Raw genomic sequence first — 15841 nt, forward strand, 5'->3', positions numbered from 1 at the left:
TATAATCTGGGGGATGATTTGGAATGGGAAATATAAAGTTGATCTTTTATTTTATTCTTGGTGGTGTGGTTGTGAGTTTAACAACATACTTTGGGAGCAGAGAGAAGGGTGTTTTAGCGGCTTTTATTGCCATGTTTCCATCCGTAACTGTCCTCACATTGTCCACGATCTATTTGGAGGCTGGTATGCGGCCCGTGCTCTCATATCTCAAGGGTTTACTCTTTCTAACGCCGATTTGGATTCTATACCTTCTCTGCCTGGTTTATATGGTTCCCAGGCATGGTTTCTGGCCGGCTTTAGCCTCTGGGGTGGTCTTGTATCTTATCCTAGCCTGGTTGATAACCTTTGGATTCTAGGATTATTTTGGAGTTTATACTCCTCCTACTTCTAGAAGTTCAAAGAATTCTTTTATGATCTCCTTGCTTATGGGGTCTATAGTACTTGTAAAGCCTATTTGGGGTTTGTATATGCGGTTTTCACCCTTCTTGGAGGCGTTTATGATTATTTTTTCCTCGCCCCAGTGGTGTGATGGGTCTATTACGAGGATATCAAGGCCCTTATAGTATTCTATGTTCACGAATCCGCCGCAGCCGCCAGGATATATTATGGTGGTCCTTAGTGGAGTTTCTGCTATTTTACATGCTTCTAAGAAATCGTTGAAAGGTTCGCCTTTACTTAGGGTCTTCCTGAGAGCCTTAATTATCTTGGTTTTCATCTGACCTACCCCTTATAATATTTTGTGGAACCATAATATTATCTTTTGGCACTCTAGGGGAGAGTCTCCGCGTTTTTATTAAAACCACACAATTTGTATTACTATTCCCATCTTTTATATTTTAATTGTTAATACTCTGGTGGTTGTTTATATACCTCATCTCCTCATAATTTCTAATGGTGATATCTATGAAATTTTCAGCGTTCCCATTCACGGCCATAGTTGGACAAGACCATCTTAAAAAAGCTCTCATCTTAAACGCAATTGACCCTACAATAAGTGGAGTGCTCATAAAAGGGGATAAAGGCACTGGGAAATCCACCACTGTCAGGGCGTTCTCAGAACTATTACCAGCAAGAGAAACAGTTGATGGCTGTCCATTCAACTGCAACCCCAATGAACATTTCCTCTGCCAAGAATGTGAGAAGACCCTTCAACGTGAAGGCAGACTACCCACCTCCAAAAAGAGAATGTCAATAGTTGAACTTCCAGTCTCGGCCACAGAAGACATGGTAGTAGGATCACTCGATATCAAAAAAGCCCTCAGGGAGGGTGTAAAGGCCCTGGAACCTGGTATATTAGCCCGGGCCAATGGTAACATACTCTACATCGATGAAGTGAACCTCCTAGATGACCACCTCGTGAATGTACTATTGGATGCCGCTGCAATGGGAGTTAACATCATCGAAAGGGAAGGAGTCTCAGTATCCCATCCATCCAAGTTTATACTCGTCGGTACAATGAACCCAGAAGAAGGTGACTTAAGACCGCAGATACTTGACAGGTTCGGACTCTGCGTAGAAGTTAAAGCTTTAACAGACCCCCAAGAAAGGCTCAAGGTAATAAAATATAGGATGGAATTCGACGAGAACCCAATAAGGTTCCAAAAAAGATTCCGAAGAAAGCAGAAAAAACTGCGGGAAAAAATAATGAAAGCAAAAGAACTATTAGATAAAGTTGAGATTTCAGATGATATTCTGGAGCTCATAGTGAGGATATCAGCAGCGCTCGGTATTAAGACGCATCGGGCCGATATTATAACAACAAAAGCCGCCACAGCAATCGCAGCATTCAATCAAAGAAAAAAGATAAAAGAAGAAGATGTGAAAGAAGCCGCATTACTCGCACTTAAACACAGAATAAAACAATTACCCTTCGAAAAAGGACAAGAAATCGATGAAAGGCTAATCGAAGAATTAATCGAGGAAGCAGAGGATGAATTCGAGATTGATAAAGAGAGAAAGCTTAAAAAAGAGATAAAAGTCGCTGAATTCACAGGAACCATACAAGGCAAAAATTCTGCCAACATCACAGGAAAACGGGGCAAATATATCAAAGCCAAAGAAGCCCAAAACCCGGATAGTGTCGCGATTGACGCGACAATAAAAAAGGCTATACGAGAAAACCCAGAAAATCCCAGGATCCTACCAGAACATCTAATGGAAAAAGTTAGGATAAGCAAAGCAGAAACACTATACATCATAGTCCTGGATTCATCATCCTCCATGAAACTCGACAAAAAAATAAAATTTGCCAAGACAATAGCATGGCTACTACTCAAAGAATCCTATGAAAAAAAGAACAAAGTCAGCCTAATATCATTCAAAGGAGATGAAGCCCAGATAATAAGTGAACCCACAACAAACCTCACAAAATTGAATGAAGTACTCGAAAACTTGGATATCGGGGGTAAAACACCCCTAACACCCGCACTCATGGAAGCAGCCAAATTAGCATCTAAATACAAAGAATTGACCCCCACAATTATAGTGATTTCCGACGGGCGCTGTAACATCTTCATAGGATCCAACCTTGAAGAAGACCTTAAAATACTCTACCCAGAACTCAAAAAATTGAACCTAATTTTCGTGGACGCAGAACCCAAAGGACGCAACATAGGAGTCCTTGAAGAAATCGCAAACAAATTCAATTCACCAATATTCTACCTCGATGAAATACTCATCTAAACTTTGGAGGCCACCCCCATGAAAAAGGTTTTAGCAATCACCACAATAAACAATACAATATCCCTCAAAGAAGCGCTGAAAAAGATAAAGGACAAATATGGGGACATCCTAGAAATCAGAAAAGTATACCTCGACAAATACGAGGACCCTAAAACTCCACTAGACGATATAAAAAAGGAAATCAGCGAATCAGATGTTATACTAGTCGACATAAGGGGCGACGAACGACTTGGCAGAGAACTACCCCGCCTATTAGCCAAAGAAAAAAAGACAATCATTTCACTAGTCTGGGGCAGCCACAGGATACTCAGCCTCACACGGATCGGAAAATTAAACATGGCCGAACTCATCAAGGAATTCCAAAAGAAGGGAGTAAACATCAACCCCCTTATAAAAGAAGGCGAACTTAAAAATATAATAGAAATCCACGGTTCAGATGAAATCAAAGAAGATCTCAGAAAATGGTTCAGAATCCTAGAATATTATAAGCAAAGCGACCCTGAAAACCTTAAAAACATGCTACTCTACATACTAAGAGAATACTGCAACGTAAACATAGGCAAAATAACTAAACCGGTGAAAATGCCCAAATACGGACTATATCACCCATACAAGGGCATATACAAGGACTTGGAAGAATACAAGTCAGCAATAAATTTCAAACCAGAACTTGACACCGTCGGTATACTATTCTATGGTGGAATGCATTTCGATGATACAAGACCACTTGTAGAAGCCCTATACGAAAACCTCTACGGGCGAGTAAATTGTATAATGGTATTCTCAGACGGCATTGACTACAACATCAAAGCCATCAAAGAATACATGATGAACATCGACCTCTTTATAAACTTACAATACTTCCAACTCCATGGAGGCCCATACGGAGGCGACCCCCAAGTCACTTATCAATTATTGGAAGAGATCAACGCCCCATACCTTATATGCTTGAGAGGCCATGAAACAGACCTCGACGAATGGGAAACCAGCGATGATGGTCTTAAACCAATGGAAATAATATTAGGCGTGACCCTCCCAGAAATGGATGGTGGGATTGAACCATTTTTCACAGCAGCACTACGCACAAAGGATGACGAAGACCTTGGAGAAGTCAGGATAGTTGAAGTACTCCCCGAAAGGATGGAAAAATTCTCCAAGAGAATCCTTAACTGGTTAAAACTCAAAAATAAAGACAATCACGAGAAAAAGATCGCAATTATCATCTATAATTATCCTCCAGGTGAAGGCAATCTTGGAAGCGCAGGATACCTTGACGTCTTCAAAAGCCTTAAAAGATTCCTCAAAAAACTTAAAAGACAAGGATACGATCTCAAGATACCAGAAAAGAACCTCAAGGATCTCCTCCTAGACAAGGGGATTATAAACACTCCCAAATACCTTAAAAGGTCGGGTCATTACCTCGACATAAAAGAATATACCAGATGGTTCAAAAAACTCCCAGAAAAGATCCAGGAGAACATCATAGAATACTGGGGCGAACCACCAGGAAATATAATGACAGACAAAGAAAAGATCATATTACCCATACTCGACCTTGGAAAAATCTATATCTGCGTACAACCTGCAAGGGGAGTCCACGAAGACCCGGACAATTACCATAGCAAAGAACTCCCCCCACACCATCAATATCTCGGATTCTACCACTACATCGAAAATATCCTCAAAGTAGATGCCATAATACACTTTGGAATGCATGGAACACTTGAATTCACCCCAGGCAAGGAAACGGGCCTTTCAAGCTCATGTTACCCAGACCTCCTAATAGGAACAACCCCCAACCTATATTATTATTGGGTGGGTAACACTTCAGAGTCAACCATAGCCAAGAGAAGATCATATGCACTCTGTATTTCACATGCATCCCCTCCAATGAAACCATCAAACCTATACGGAGAATATTTGATACTCGAAGACCTCCTAGGACAATACAAAGAAGACAAGGATGAAGAAACCCTCAAGCTCATAGAAGAAAAAGCCAAAACCTTAAACATGCCCACAGAATTGGAAGAAATCGAAAAAGAACTCCACAGGATGAAAAAACGCCTAATACCATCAGGTTTACATTATATGGACAGAAAATGGAACCTAAAAGAGAAAATAGATCATCTACTGGGAATTTTAAAATTTGACAGGGAACATCCATCAATATTCAAAATAATAAGCAAAGAAAAATTCAAAAAAAGACCACAAGAAATAAACCCCGAAAAATTGGAAAAAGAAGCCAAAAAAGTACTAAAGAATATCCTAAAAGGTAAAATTCCAGATTACCTACCAGAAGATTACATAGAATGGGTGCAAAGACTCTACAAAAACACTGACTTCTCATCAGAGAGCACATCCATCATAAAAGCCCTAAATTCCGAATACATAAGACCAAACAAGGGTGGAGACCCAATAAAAGACCCCCAAACATACCCCACAGGTTATAGTATGTTCGCATTCGACCCAATGAAAATACCAACAGTATCATCAGAAAACAGGGGCCGCAAAGCCGCTGAACTCCTAATCAAAGAACACCTAAAAGAGCATGGAAAATACCCCGAAACCATAGGAATAATACTATGGGGATTCGAAACACTTAAAACCGGCGGAGACACAATATCAATGATACTAGAACTTTTAGGGCTCCGCCTAACAAGGAAATACGGGCCATGGGTCAAAAAGTTCGAAGTAATCCCCCTCAAAGAACTTGGAAGGCCTAGAATTGACATTATAGTGAACATCTGTGGAATATTCAGGGACACACTAGGCACCCAAATAGACCTACTAAACAGGGCTTTCAAACAAGTAGCAGAACTCAACGAGCCAGAAAATATGAACTACATAAGAAAACATTACCTAGAAGACAAATCCCTAGCACGGATATTCGGACCCCCACCAAGTGAATACGCCACCAACCTACCCCAGATCATCGAAAACAGTTCCTGGGACGGGGAAGAAGAACTATCAGACGCCTACAGAGATTGCATGTCCTATGGATACCTACCAGATGGCATAAAAAAAGAAGATAAAACCTTGCAAAAGCTCCTAGCACGCGTCGACATTGTAACCCAAGAAAGGGATAATGTTGAATATGAAGTCACAGACCTTGACCATTACTATGAATTCCTCGGCGGACTTTCAAGTTCAGTCAAAACACTCAAAGGCGAAGAAGCCAGTATAAAAGTCATAGATTCAACCGAAGAAGAAATATACGTTGAAGACCTTGACAAGACAATTGAAAGAGCCGCCAGAACCCGCATACTCAACCCCGAATGGTTAAATGGCATGCTAAAACATGACTTCCACGGTGCAAAACATATCAAAGACAGAATAGAACATCTACTCGGATTTTCAGCCACCACACAAAAAGTCGAAAACTGGATATATGAAAATGTAGCCGACAAGCTAATACTCGATCCCCAGATGAGAAAAAAACTACTAGAAAACAACCCATTCGCCACTATAGAAATAGGTGAAATATTACTTGAAACTGAGAGAAGAGGCTACTGGAAAACATCAAAGGAAAAAACCCAAAAGATAAAAGAAATAATCCTATCAATAGAATACGAACTCGAATAAAACCACACAGACCGGTAAGCTACCAGCATTCAAAAAAGATTCCACACCCCCCAACATCCCCTACCCACCATTGAGGCAAGCCACCACTTATAAACATTCCCAAGTCACATAACCCAAATGAACATGGTGAACCACCCCCTCCCTGATTGGAGGGGCTTCCTGCTTCAACGACGGGACTTGCCCAGCAACCACAGCCAAAGCAAGGATGCCGAGTAGAGGTCTCATCTCCAGGGGGTGAATTCGGGTCGTCCCAAACCCTACCCATCCACCCTGCAATTTTACAGGATGATGAGGACACCGCATCCCAACCTCCTAGTGGAGGACAAAAAATGTATTAAATATATAAAACTTTTCGGCTTTCATCCCCCATGGGGGTTCCCGCCGAGAAAGTTAAATACTATGAAGTAGTATCCACTTTTCTAGCTAACTAGGTCTTATATAGGGATAGATTCAGGAGCATGGAGAGAGAGTATGATGAAATTCACCTTCAAATGTACTATAGCATATATGTTTGGGAGATTAGCTCGTCTCATAGTCAAACTTGGAAAAGGTATGGGTAGAAGTTTCCCAGGGTACCTATTCCTAAGGATAGGTGGACTTGATTGTCTAAGAGAACTTTCAAAAAGGTCGAAGATAGGGAACATACTCATAACAGGGACAAACGGTAAAACAACCACCACAAAAATGTTATGCCTACTCCTAAAAAAAGATTCTTCAGTCTCATGCAACTTTGACAGTAACACAATAAATGCTGTTGCAACAGGACTACTAAAAAGGGAATCCGATCTAGGAGTGTTTGAATATGGTATCAGAACATCTAAATATTCACTCCCAGATACAGTCTGTAAATACGTGGATCCCATTGGCGTCATCTACACAACAATCTCTAGAGAACACACAATAGTCGCAGGAGAGAAAAACCCATTCAAAGAATATTTCAAAGCCAAAAAATTGCTCTCAGCACCAATGGAAAGGGGTGCTATAATCTGCAATGCTGATGACCCAAGAACGGCCTATATTGGGATGAAAAAAGAAAAAGACGTCCAAGTAGCCTACTATGGTCTTGAGGTGGGCTTGGAGGATGAAACACCCTTAAGTGCACCAGTCAATTGTCCAATATGCGACGAAAAACTAGAATATTCAAAAAGGTACCTGAACCACCGTGGGATATACAAATGCAATTGTGGGTTTTCAAGACCAGAACCCAACGTCAAAATAACAAGAATATCCGAAAAGGACAAAAAGTGGGAAATAGAAATTAACAGTGAAACATACAATTATACAAACCAAAAAAAGATCTCATCAAAATTCAAATTAAAAATTCCAAAATTTGGCATCCACAACCTATACAATTTCCTCTGCGCATCCACAGCCTATATCACATTCACACCCCACCCAGAAAACATAAAAAAGACCATGATAAAAACAGCCCAAGAACTTGAAAAATTCACCCTACCACCCGGAAGATTCGAAATATTCAAATTAGATGACAAGACCGTGGGGATAGGCCAAGGAGACAATGGAGACGCGTTAAAAGCCAACCTACAAATTCATCCATCACAAGACATGACACTCATCTATACAACCCCAGACAAAAACGAAGATGAAATATTCCAAGACCACCTAAGAGTTATCAAATCCGCGAAGCCTAAGAAAATCCATGTTTTCCCAGGGAGAGAATCAACCTCCGCCGCGAAAAACTACTATAATACCATCAAAGAACATTTCAACGCCAGCTTCCATCCAACATCAAACAAGCACATGGACAAGAAAATAGATGAAATACTCAAAATCATAGAAGAGTCCTCCACAGAATCCATCATAGTCACTGGCTGCGGGCCAGAACACCTACTCTGGGCCAGACTAAAAACAAAATTCAAATCCCACCTTAGATGATCCTTCATCTTGCGAACCACACGGCCCCCCCATTTGTTTAATCCCCCACCCCCTCCCTTGCGAGAAGAAGGTTTCTGATGATCCTCTCCTTTTTCGATTCCTGTGAAACCTCCTAATTCTATGAACACTTATTATCAGGATATTTTTTTGTCATGTATGTTAAGTGGAGGCCGCCAAGGCCTCCTGATGGGGCTGTGAAGTTCCCTGGGGGTTGGAGCATATAATAAGCGTGGGGTGAAGATTCTTGGATAGGAGGAGGGTTGCCTTTTCTCCTGTGGATCCGATCTGTATCCTTTTCTTTTTCTTGAAGCGGGTGAAGTTACTATCCTTGATAGGGTATAATATGGGGATAACAAAAGGAGAAGATGACCCAAAACAGTAAAAAGAAGGATCCCTTAGGTTATATTATGGGGGTAGCCGTGGACTGTGAAAATGTCAAAAAAAATCATCAAAGAATCGGCGCCGGTAGGGTGGCCTGAAAAGGCCAAAGAAAGCTAAGAATGGAGTTAGTATAGGGGCGTGGCTAACACTCCTATGCTTACCAGTTGCATTGTCCATAGCATCTGGTAAAGGGAGAAGATACAAGAACTAGACATGCGAAAATACCAACCTACACATCCTATGTTTCACTTAAACCAGTATATGTTGTTTTGTGTGTCTTTTTTGAATTGTACCTACACCATCCTATGTTTCACTTAAACTGGAGGGTCTATAATAGGCTTCTCGGATTCTAGTGGAATAGAGCACATTTCAACCTTCATCTAACAACCACCAAGCATACCATAAAACAGTAACATGATAAAATTTTTTAAGTTTTATATGGGGGAAGCCCCCAGTGGAGATGAAAGCCTATATATTGTTGAGAAGACAACATTTTTTAGCAACAACCGGGGCAAGTACCCTTAATATCCGCTACCAGGATACTCAAGCCGGGGCTGGGACAGTCACCAGACCAATGAGAAAACCCCTCTACGAGAACCAGTCCATCATTGAAACAGAAAAAACCCCAAGGGGGGTAGCTCACGGCTAATATTAAAGTATTTATCTGTAGATAATCTATTTTCTTGGATAGGAGGAATAAACATTGAAGAGAGTATTTATCACTTGTGCACTTCCATACGCCAACGGGCCAACGCACCTTGGACACCTAAGATCAACATATATACCGGCGGACATATACGCCCGCTACAATCGGATAAAAGGAAGAGAAGTATTATTTGTATGCGCAACAGACGAACATGGAACCCCAATAGCTGTCAAGGCCGAGAAGGAATCAAAAGATCCCCTGGAGGTGGCCACCCATTATTATAAGATGATCCGCCGCGACCTCGAAGCATGTGACATATCATTCGATAATTTTTCACGTACAAGCAAACCCCTACATTATAGGATAGCCCAAAACTTCTTCCTAAAACTCTACAAAAAGGATTTCATCTATGAAAAGGATATAAAACAATTATATTGCAGTGAATGTCAACGTTTTCTCCCTGACAGGTACGTTGAAGGTGAATGCCCATACTGCGGGGCTGAAGGGGCTCGAGGAGACCACTGCGAAGCCTGCGGCAGACACCTTGAACCCCTACAATTAGTCAACCCCAAGTGCATGATCTGCGGCTCAAAACCAGAGATCAGAAAATCTAGACATTATTTCTTCAGGTTGAGCAAATTCCAGGACAAACTCCTTGAATGGATAAAATCAAATAAAAACCTGCCCGCGAATGTTAAAAACTATGCACTACAGTGGGTGCAGGAAGGCCTGAAAGATTGGATACTTACAAGGGACATGGAATGGGGCATACCAGTACCACTCAAAGAAGCCAAGGGAAAAATAATCTACGTCTGGGGGGAAGCATTCCTAGGTTATATTTCATCAGCGGTTGAATGGAGCGAAAAAACGGGCAAAAACTGGAGAAAATACTGGGACGATACAGTAGTGCACTTCATAGGCAAGGATATAATCTATCATCATGCGATCTTCTGGCCAGCCCTACTCATGGCATATGGTTGCAAACTCCCAGATAATATCATAGCAGGAGAATACCTCTCCCTCGAGGGTAAGAAGATGTCCACGAGCAAGAATTGGGTTATCTGGACATCAGAATTCCTTGAAAGGTTTGAAAGCGACATCCTAAGATATTATCTTACAATAAACGCGCCCCTAACAAGGGACACAGACTTCTCATGGGAGGATTTCCAAAGGAGAGTGAATGATGAACTAGCAGACATCCTAGGCAATTTTCTCCATCGCACATTCTCCTTCACCAACCGCTTCTACAACAGTAAGATACCAGAAGCCAACCTAGAAGATCAGGACATCAAAATCATAGAGGATATTAAAAAGGCTAAAGAAGATATCGAAGATGCCATTGAAAGGTTCAATTTCAGGGAAGGACTCGTAGAGATAATAGGCTTGGCAAAGAAAGGTAACAAGTACTTCAACGACCAGGAACCATGGAGGACCATCAAAGAAGACCCCAACAGGGCCGCGGCTTGCATATTCACTTGTAACCAGTTAGCCAAGGCAATAGGAGTGCTCCTAGAACCATACATGCCTAGGAAATCCGCCAGGATACTGAAGATACTCAATTTAGAGGATGCCTCCTGGGATGATGCCACCACCCCAATAAAGGCTGGCCACGAAATCAGAAAAGCCAAACCATTATTCGCCAAGATCCAAGACAAGATCATAGAAGAAGAAAAACGCAAACTCCACCAGAAAACAAAAACCCAAGAATATATTAGCATAGAAGATTTCGCAAAATTAGACCTCAGAGTAGGCAGAATATTAGAAGCCTCCAGGATCAAAGGCTCAGAAAAACTGCTAAAATTGAAAGTTGACCTAGATGATAGGACAATCCAAGTAGTGGCCGGTATAGGATCAAAATATTCAGCAAGTGAACTCCCCGGGAAAAAAGTTATAGTACTAGCCAATATAAAACCTACAAGATTATTCGGCACAAAATCTGAGGGCATGATACTCGCAACAGCAGAAAAAATGAGCCTACTAACAGTAGAAGATGGTGAAATAGGTGAAAAGATAAAATAGACCCCACACACATAATATCGTTGATAAAATGGAAGAACCAGCCCTCATAGCAAAATCTGAAAGATTCCTAGAAAGTATAAAAAGCCATAGGATAAACCCAGATGATCTTATAGACCCCAAAGGTTTCATCCGAACATACTCCTATCTACGATCCAATCTAAGAAAACTCCAAAAAATAAAAAAGAGGATGGAACTGAAAGGATTCAAAACACCATACCGGTCAGTGGCGATCTACGGGCCCCCACTAAAAGGCGAGCTGAAAGCAGAAGACCTCCATGACATAAGAAGACAAACACAATACTTCAGGATGAAAGCCTCACTTAAAAAGAACATCCTAGACAGGGTAAACTCTGCAATAGCATCCCACAAAATAGCATTAGGCCACCTAGAAGAACACGCCACCTTAACCTGTGAAAGATGCAAAAAAACCTTCAGACTCGGCGAACTGCCAGAAGATAAACCTAGAGAATGTGAATGCGGCTCCACCCTCCAAGTAAAATTCGAGGAAGGAAACATAAAACGTCCCCAGATAATACCATACCTCCCACTTTCAGGAGATTATATGGTCAAGATCTCCCAATTAACCCCATGGGCCAGAGAATCCTTCAAAGAAATTATAAGACTCCTAAAGGATGAGAAAAGTGGGACCATAACCTCGGCGACAATGATCGTTAAAGTCCCCAAATCCGGGCGCTGGATCAGAAAAAGGATGACCATTGAAGACATCGACCACATCGACTATGAAAAAAAAATAAAACAAGAATACGGACCCCATGCAAGGATAGAATTCATACAATTTCACCGTAGAAAATCCACAATAATCAATGACAGACACATTAGAACAGCACTAGCACTAGCCTACTCCGGCTTCATCCAAGATTTCATAGTCAACAGAGAAGATGAAATCCTCCAAAAAAGATTAAAAAAACCACAGTTAGTTAAAAGATATGATGAAATACAGGAAGAAGCCAGAGAATACTCCCCACCCTTTATAAGAGAAGGTAAAGAGCTTGAAGAAATCCGAAAAAGAAGACTAGAGGACCTCCTCATCCAGGAAGGTCTGGCAGATGAAAATGGAAATTTAAAACCAGACCTTAAATCCGACCTAGAACTGAGAGAGAAAATAGTCAAGAATATCTTCTCAAGAACCCCCACAACACTAATACTATGGGATATCACCTGCTACTATCTCACAACATCATATGATAGGAGAAGTAAATATGCAGGTCCATTCCCCGGACTGGGACCGGTCCTAGACTTGAGACAGGCAAAAATATTTAATAGGATGGACAGAGAAGCTGTTAAACTCCTCAGAGAATATGGGGAGAAAATATTCTATATAAAAAATCCTCAAAAATTATTATTGAAAAAATTTGAAATAGAAGAAAAAACAAAAGGCCTGCACATGAAAATCAACCAAAGAGCCTTCGGAGCCGCTCTAATCAACCTAGAATCTGATATAGATGAAAAAACATGTGCCAGTATATTTTCTGTTACATTAGACGAGTTAAAAAAAGAAAAAGAGAATATAAAGACCCTCAGAAAACCAGCCGACAAGGCCAGGCTCTTCATGGAAATGATCAAATAAACCCCACATCACATGCTAACATTCACAGTTAACCCCCCATCCTAATATAATAAGGAACCCCAAACAGTGACCATGTTATTAAAAAGGGGGAGAAAGTGATCACATTGGCTAAAAAAATACATATAAACCAGCCATTAACCTCACGTAGAATAATAGAAGTCCTTGAAAAAAACCCAGACCTTGAAAAGATCACATGCCCACCCAGCCTATATAATAGAATCCCACCAAAATACCTCAAAGCCCTCAAAGACCTGGGAATAAAAGTAGAACCTAAAAGACGGCGTAAATATGCTGAAAAGGACGTGAAGATGATCAGAAAACTTATAAGCGAAGGTAAAACCCCAAAGGAGATAGCGAATATAACAAAGATGCCCATCAAGACAATATACTACCTTAAAGGGGATATGAAACTCAAAAGGGGTCCCAAGCCTAAATATGATAAAATCACGAGAATGCGCGTGCGGAAAATGGCAGAAGAGGGCGTGCCCGCGAAAAAAATAGCGGAAAAGTTTAATATACCCCTAAGGACAGTCTATTACATAATCAAAAAAGGGTGATCAGAGTTGCTGACAGTCGAATTTAACACTATAATAACAGTATCCATTATCTGTTTCACCGTGGCGTTTTCATCAACCTACCTTGTAATGCCAAGATTAATAAACAAACTAAGGAATGCTAACGTTGTCGGGAAAGACATCCACAAAATCTCCAAGCCGATAGTCGCCGAAATGGGTGGCATCGGAATACTATTCGGATTCATAATAGGAATGTTCATAGCAATCTGCACATTCCCAAAACTCCACTATGAATTCATAGTAACCCTACTTGTCATCATATTAGTCGGCCTCGTGGGCATGGTAGATGACCTTGTAAGGCTTTCATCAAAGGAAAAACTATTCCTCTTATTCTTGGCAGGACTCCCACTCATATGGGTAGCCCCCCCTAACGTGGGTATACTATATCTTATAAGCATGCCAATAGCAGTTTCCATAGCCTCAAACCTCACTAACATGCTAGCCGGCTTGAATGGGATCGAATCAGGATTGGGATCTATAGCCATGATATCACTCACAGCATCCTGTATAATAATGGGAAAATATGATGTTTCACTCATCACAATGACAATGTTAGGGGCTCTCCTGGCCTTTTTAATATACAATCGTTACCCCTCACGCGTATTCCCAGGAGATGTTGGGACACTTATAATAGGAGCATGTATAGCTGCTGTGGCATTCATAGGACGTATAAAAAGCATAGCATTCATCGTATTATTGCCGAATATAATAGATTCTCTCCTAAAATTTTATAGTGCTGGTGTGATGGAGAGGCATCAACACGCCCCCACAAGGGTGACAGAAGATGGTAAACTTGTAGCACCCCCAGAGGGGTTTAATTCGCTTATAAGATGGATACTAAGAAGGCCGATGAAGGAAAAACATGTTGTGCTCATTGTATGGTTTATAGGGGTACTATTCGGTTCCCTTGGGATACTACTAGCTTTTATACTACCCCTTGACCCGATATAATAACCTACAAATATCCGCAACAATCTTAGAAGCCTCAAGATCGTCTGAATCCCTAAAAAGTTCAACTGCACTTTTAAAATTATCTAAAGCCTCTTCTTCATCCCCTCTAATGAAATGTATGACGCCCAGGAAAACATTCACAATCCCAAGTGACAGCTTATCCTCCCTCTTAGTGAATATCTCCTCAGCCCGTTTAAAATAATTGAATGCCTCATCATAATTTTTATCTTCGAATGAACGGCTTCCAAGGATTAGGAGGATGGAAGCCTCACCCGATTCGTCGTTGATTGTAGTAGCTATATCTAGGGCCTCTTTCAACTCCTCAATGGTGCCCGCAGATGGTTCATATACTGATTCTAAACGTCCAAATAATGTTCTCAATTTTGGTAGTATCCTGTCAATATCAACTTTGAACTTCCCCGGTTCAGGGGTGGGGGTCTCTTCAAGCCTTTTACGCAATTCAGCCATTTCTATGGCTTCTCTCATCTTCTCAACTTCGTTTATCTTTTCTTTCATCTCAGCCTTGTGGGGTGATTTAATTGAAGAATAAATTTTGAATGCTTCCTTAAAATATTCAATGGCAATATCTAACTCCCGCTTATCCAGGTAAACCTCACCCATAGAATTTAATACGAGGGCTTCGAGTTCCTTATCATCCAATTCAACAGCTACTTTAAACGCCTTTTCAAGATATTCCATAGCATCCTCATGCTCGCCCTCATCAAGATAATACCCTGCTATGGATAAAAGGATATCGAATTCCTCCTCCCATAATTCCTGGAGGCGACGGATATAATCCTCTAATGACTTTCTCCTTCCAAATAGGTCAAATATCATTTTATCCCCCAAAATTCAATCCCATTATCTGTTATAGTGTATTGGGCAGACCTTCTCCCTGCTGAAGATTCTATTTGGATTTTCTCCCCATCAAAACATAATTTTAGATCAGCTAAATCCATCAAAGAAGTTTCAATCGAAGGTTCAACAGTTCCTATTGTATGCACCACAACCCCTATACCCCTAGCCTCACTTATACGAGTCTTATAAGCCTTCACAAGCCTCAACACAAGGCTTGGGGGGTTAAATGCGAACATCATTGTGAGGGAATCTAATACACTCCTAAACTTGGATGATTTCCTGAATAATGAACGTGTACCCACACCCACCTTCACCATAAGATCGGTAAGGTTCTGGACCGATGAAAACCTTAATGTCACCGAATCCTCAACCTTAACACCAGCCAAGCGGGTTAAAAGATCTATTATATAAACGTCACCACTTTGAATATATGGTCGTAGAAACCAATTAAATTCCATCATCCTCTGCTCAAGCTGCCTTGAACCATAATCAGCCACTATATACAAGCACGGTTCGCCACCTTCAAGGCCGGAATAAAGAAACTGATAACAGAATATGGACTTACCCACCTTAGGAGGGCCATGGACTAGTATAAGATCCCCTGGCGCCACATCCTCGAGGAGATCCTCCAAAACCTTCACTTCCTGGTCTTTCATGAACATC

12 protein-coding genes are annotated in these 15841 nt (G+C 41.1%); 9 read left to right on the forward strand and 3 right to left on the reverse strand.

Features of this window, described 5'->3' with window-relative positions:
* Positions 1-23 precede the first annotated feature (23 nt).
* Positions 24-356 (forward strand): DUF3147 domain-containing protein, encoded by a 333-nt coding sequence (locus MTTB_RS03305; protein ID WP_248565088.1) that lies wholly within the window; start codon positions 24-26, stop codon positions 354-356.
* Positions 357-370: 14 nt separating this feature from the next.
* Here MTTB_RS03305 and MTTB_RS03310 read toward each other — a convergent pair whose 3' ends face one another.
* Complete coding sequence (locus MTTB_RS03310; protein ID WP_248565089.1) at positions 371-715, reverse strand: hypothetical protein; 345 nt, start codon at positions 713-715, stop codon at positions 371-373.
* A gap of 188 nt (positions 716-903) precedes the next feature.
* Between MTTB_RS03310 and MTTB_RS03315 the strand changes: the two genes are divergently transcribed.
* From MTTB_RS03315 to MTTB_RS03350, 8 genes are all read left to right on the forward strand, one after another.
* Positions 904-2682, forward strand: a complete 1779-nt coding sequence (locus MTTB_RS03315; protein WP_248565090.1) for a VWA domain-containing protein — start codon at positions 904-906, stop codon at positions 2680-2682.
* A gap of 18 nt (positions 2683-2700) precedes the next feature.
* Positions 2701-6264, forward strand: a complete 3564-nt coding sequence (locus MTTB_RS03320) for a cobaltochelatase subunit CobN (protein WP_248565091.1) — start codon at positions 2701-2703, stop codon at positions 6262-6264.
* Between the two features lie 471 nt (positions 6265-6735).
* On the forward strand, positions 6736-8160 hold the full coding sequence (locus MTTB_RS03325) for a Mur ligase family protein (protein ID WP_248565092.1): 1425 nt from the start codon (positions 6736-6738) through the stop codon (positions 8158-8160).
* Between the two features lie 841 nt (positions 8161-9001).
* Complete coding sequence (locus MTTB_RS03330) at positions 9002-9190, forward strand: hypothetical protein (RefSeq protein ID WP_248565093.1); 189 nt, start codon at positions 9002-9004, stop codon at positions 9188-9190.
* Between the two features lie 54 nt (positions 9191-9244).
* The gene (metG, locus tag MTTB_RS03335; protein WP_248565094.1) at positions 9245-11206 is read left to right on the forward strand and encodes a methionine--tRNA ligase; all 1962 of its coding nucleotides are present in this window, start codon (positions 9245-9247) and stop codon (positions 11204-11206) included.
* A 28-nt stretch (positions 11207-11234) separates the two neighbouring features.
* Positions 11235-12794, forward strand: coding sequence for a DUF530 domain-containing protein (locus MTTB_RS03340; protein WP_248565095.1), 1560 nt, complete (start codon positions 11235-11237; stop codon positions 12792-12794).
* Between the two features lie 95 nt (positions 12795-12889).
* Entirely contained in the window at positions 12890-13351 is a 462-nt protein-coding gene (locus MTTB_RS03345; RefSeq protein ID WP_248565096.1) for a helix-turn-helix domain-containing protein, read from the forward strand.
* An 87-nt stretch (positions 13352-13438) separates the two neighbouring features.
* Positions 13439-14320 carry an MraY family glycosyltransferase gene (locus MTTB_RS03350; protein WP_248565262.1) on the forward strand — a complete coding sequence of 294 codons (882 nt, stop codon included), beginning with the start codon at positions 13439-13441 and terminating at the stop codon, positions 14318-14320.
* Here MTTB_RS03350 and MTTB_RS03355 read toward each other — a convergent pair.
* Together MTTB_RS03355 and MTTB_RS03360 are read right to left on the reverse strand one after the other, a co-directional pair.
* A complete protein-coding gene (locus tag MTTB_RS03355) occupies positions 14300-15157 on the reverse strand; it encodes a tetratricopeptide repeat protein (protein WP_248565097.1) in 858 nt (285 codons plus the stop codon). The two genes, MTTB_RS03350 and MTTB_RS03355, sit on opposite strands and share 21 nt — an antisense overlap.
* A complete protein-coding gene (locus tag MTTB_RS03360) occupies positions 15154-15834 on the reverse strand; it encodes an RAD55 family ATPase (protein ID WP_248565098.1) in 681 nt (226 codons plus the stop codon). The genes MTTB_RS03355 and MTTB_RS03360 overlap by 4 nt, the downstream gene beginning before the upstream one ends.
* Positions 15835-15841: the final 7 nt, after the last annotated feature.

Origin of the sequence: Methanothermobacter tenebrarum (assembly GCF_023167465.1) — an archaeon.
Lineage (GTDB): Archaea > Methanobacteriota > Methanobacteria > Methanobacteriales > DSM-23052 > Methanothermobacter_A > Methanothermobacter_A tenebrarum.

Coding starts and splice junctions, on each gene's coding strand:
- MTTB_RS03340 (WP_248565095.1), top strand. CDS start 11,235: ATGGAAGAACCAGCCCTCATAGCAAAATCTGAAAGATTCCTAGAAAGT.
- MTTB_RS03330 (WP_248565093.1), top strand. CDS start 9,002: ATGAAAGCCTATATATTGTTGAGAAGACAACATTTTTTAGCAACAACC.
- MTTB_RS03315 (WP_248565090.1), top strand. CDS start 904: ATGAAATTTTCAGCGTTCCCATTCACGGCCATAGTTGGACAAGACCAT.
- MTTB_RS03355 (WP_248565097.1), bottom strand. CDS start 15,157: ATGATATTTGACCTATTTGGAAGGAGAAAGTCATTAGAGGATTATATC.
- MTTB_RS03310 (WP_248565089.1), bottom strand. CDS start 715: ATGAAAACCAAGATAATTAAGGCTCTCAGGAAGACCCTAAGTAAAGGC.
- MTTB_RS03305 (WP_248565088.1), top strand. CDS start 24: ATGGGAAATATAAAGTTGATCTTTTATTTTATTCTTGGTGGTGTGGTT.
- MTTB_RS03320 (WP_248565091.1), top strand. CDS start 2,701: ATGAAAAAGGTTTTAGCAATCACCACAATAAACAATACAATATCCCTC.
- MTTB_RS03350 (WP_248565262.1), top strand. CDS start 13,439: ATGCCAAGATTAATAAACAAACTAAGGAATGCTAACGTTGTCGGGAAA.
- MTTB_RS03325 (WP_248565092.1), top strand. CDS start 6,736: ATGATGAAATTCACCTTCAAATGTACTATAGCATATATGTTTGGGAGA.
- MTTB_RS03360 (WP_248565098.1), bottom strand. CDS start 15,834: ATGAAAGACCAGGAAGTGAAGGTTTTGGAGGATCTCCTCGAGGATGTG.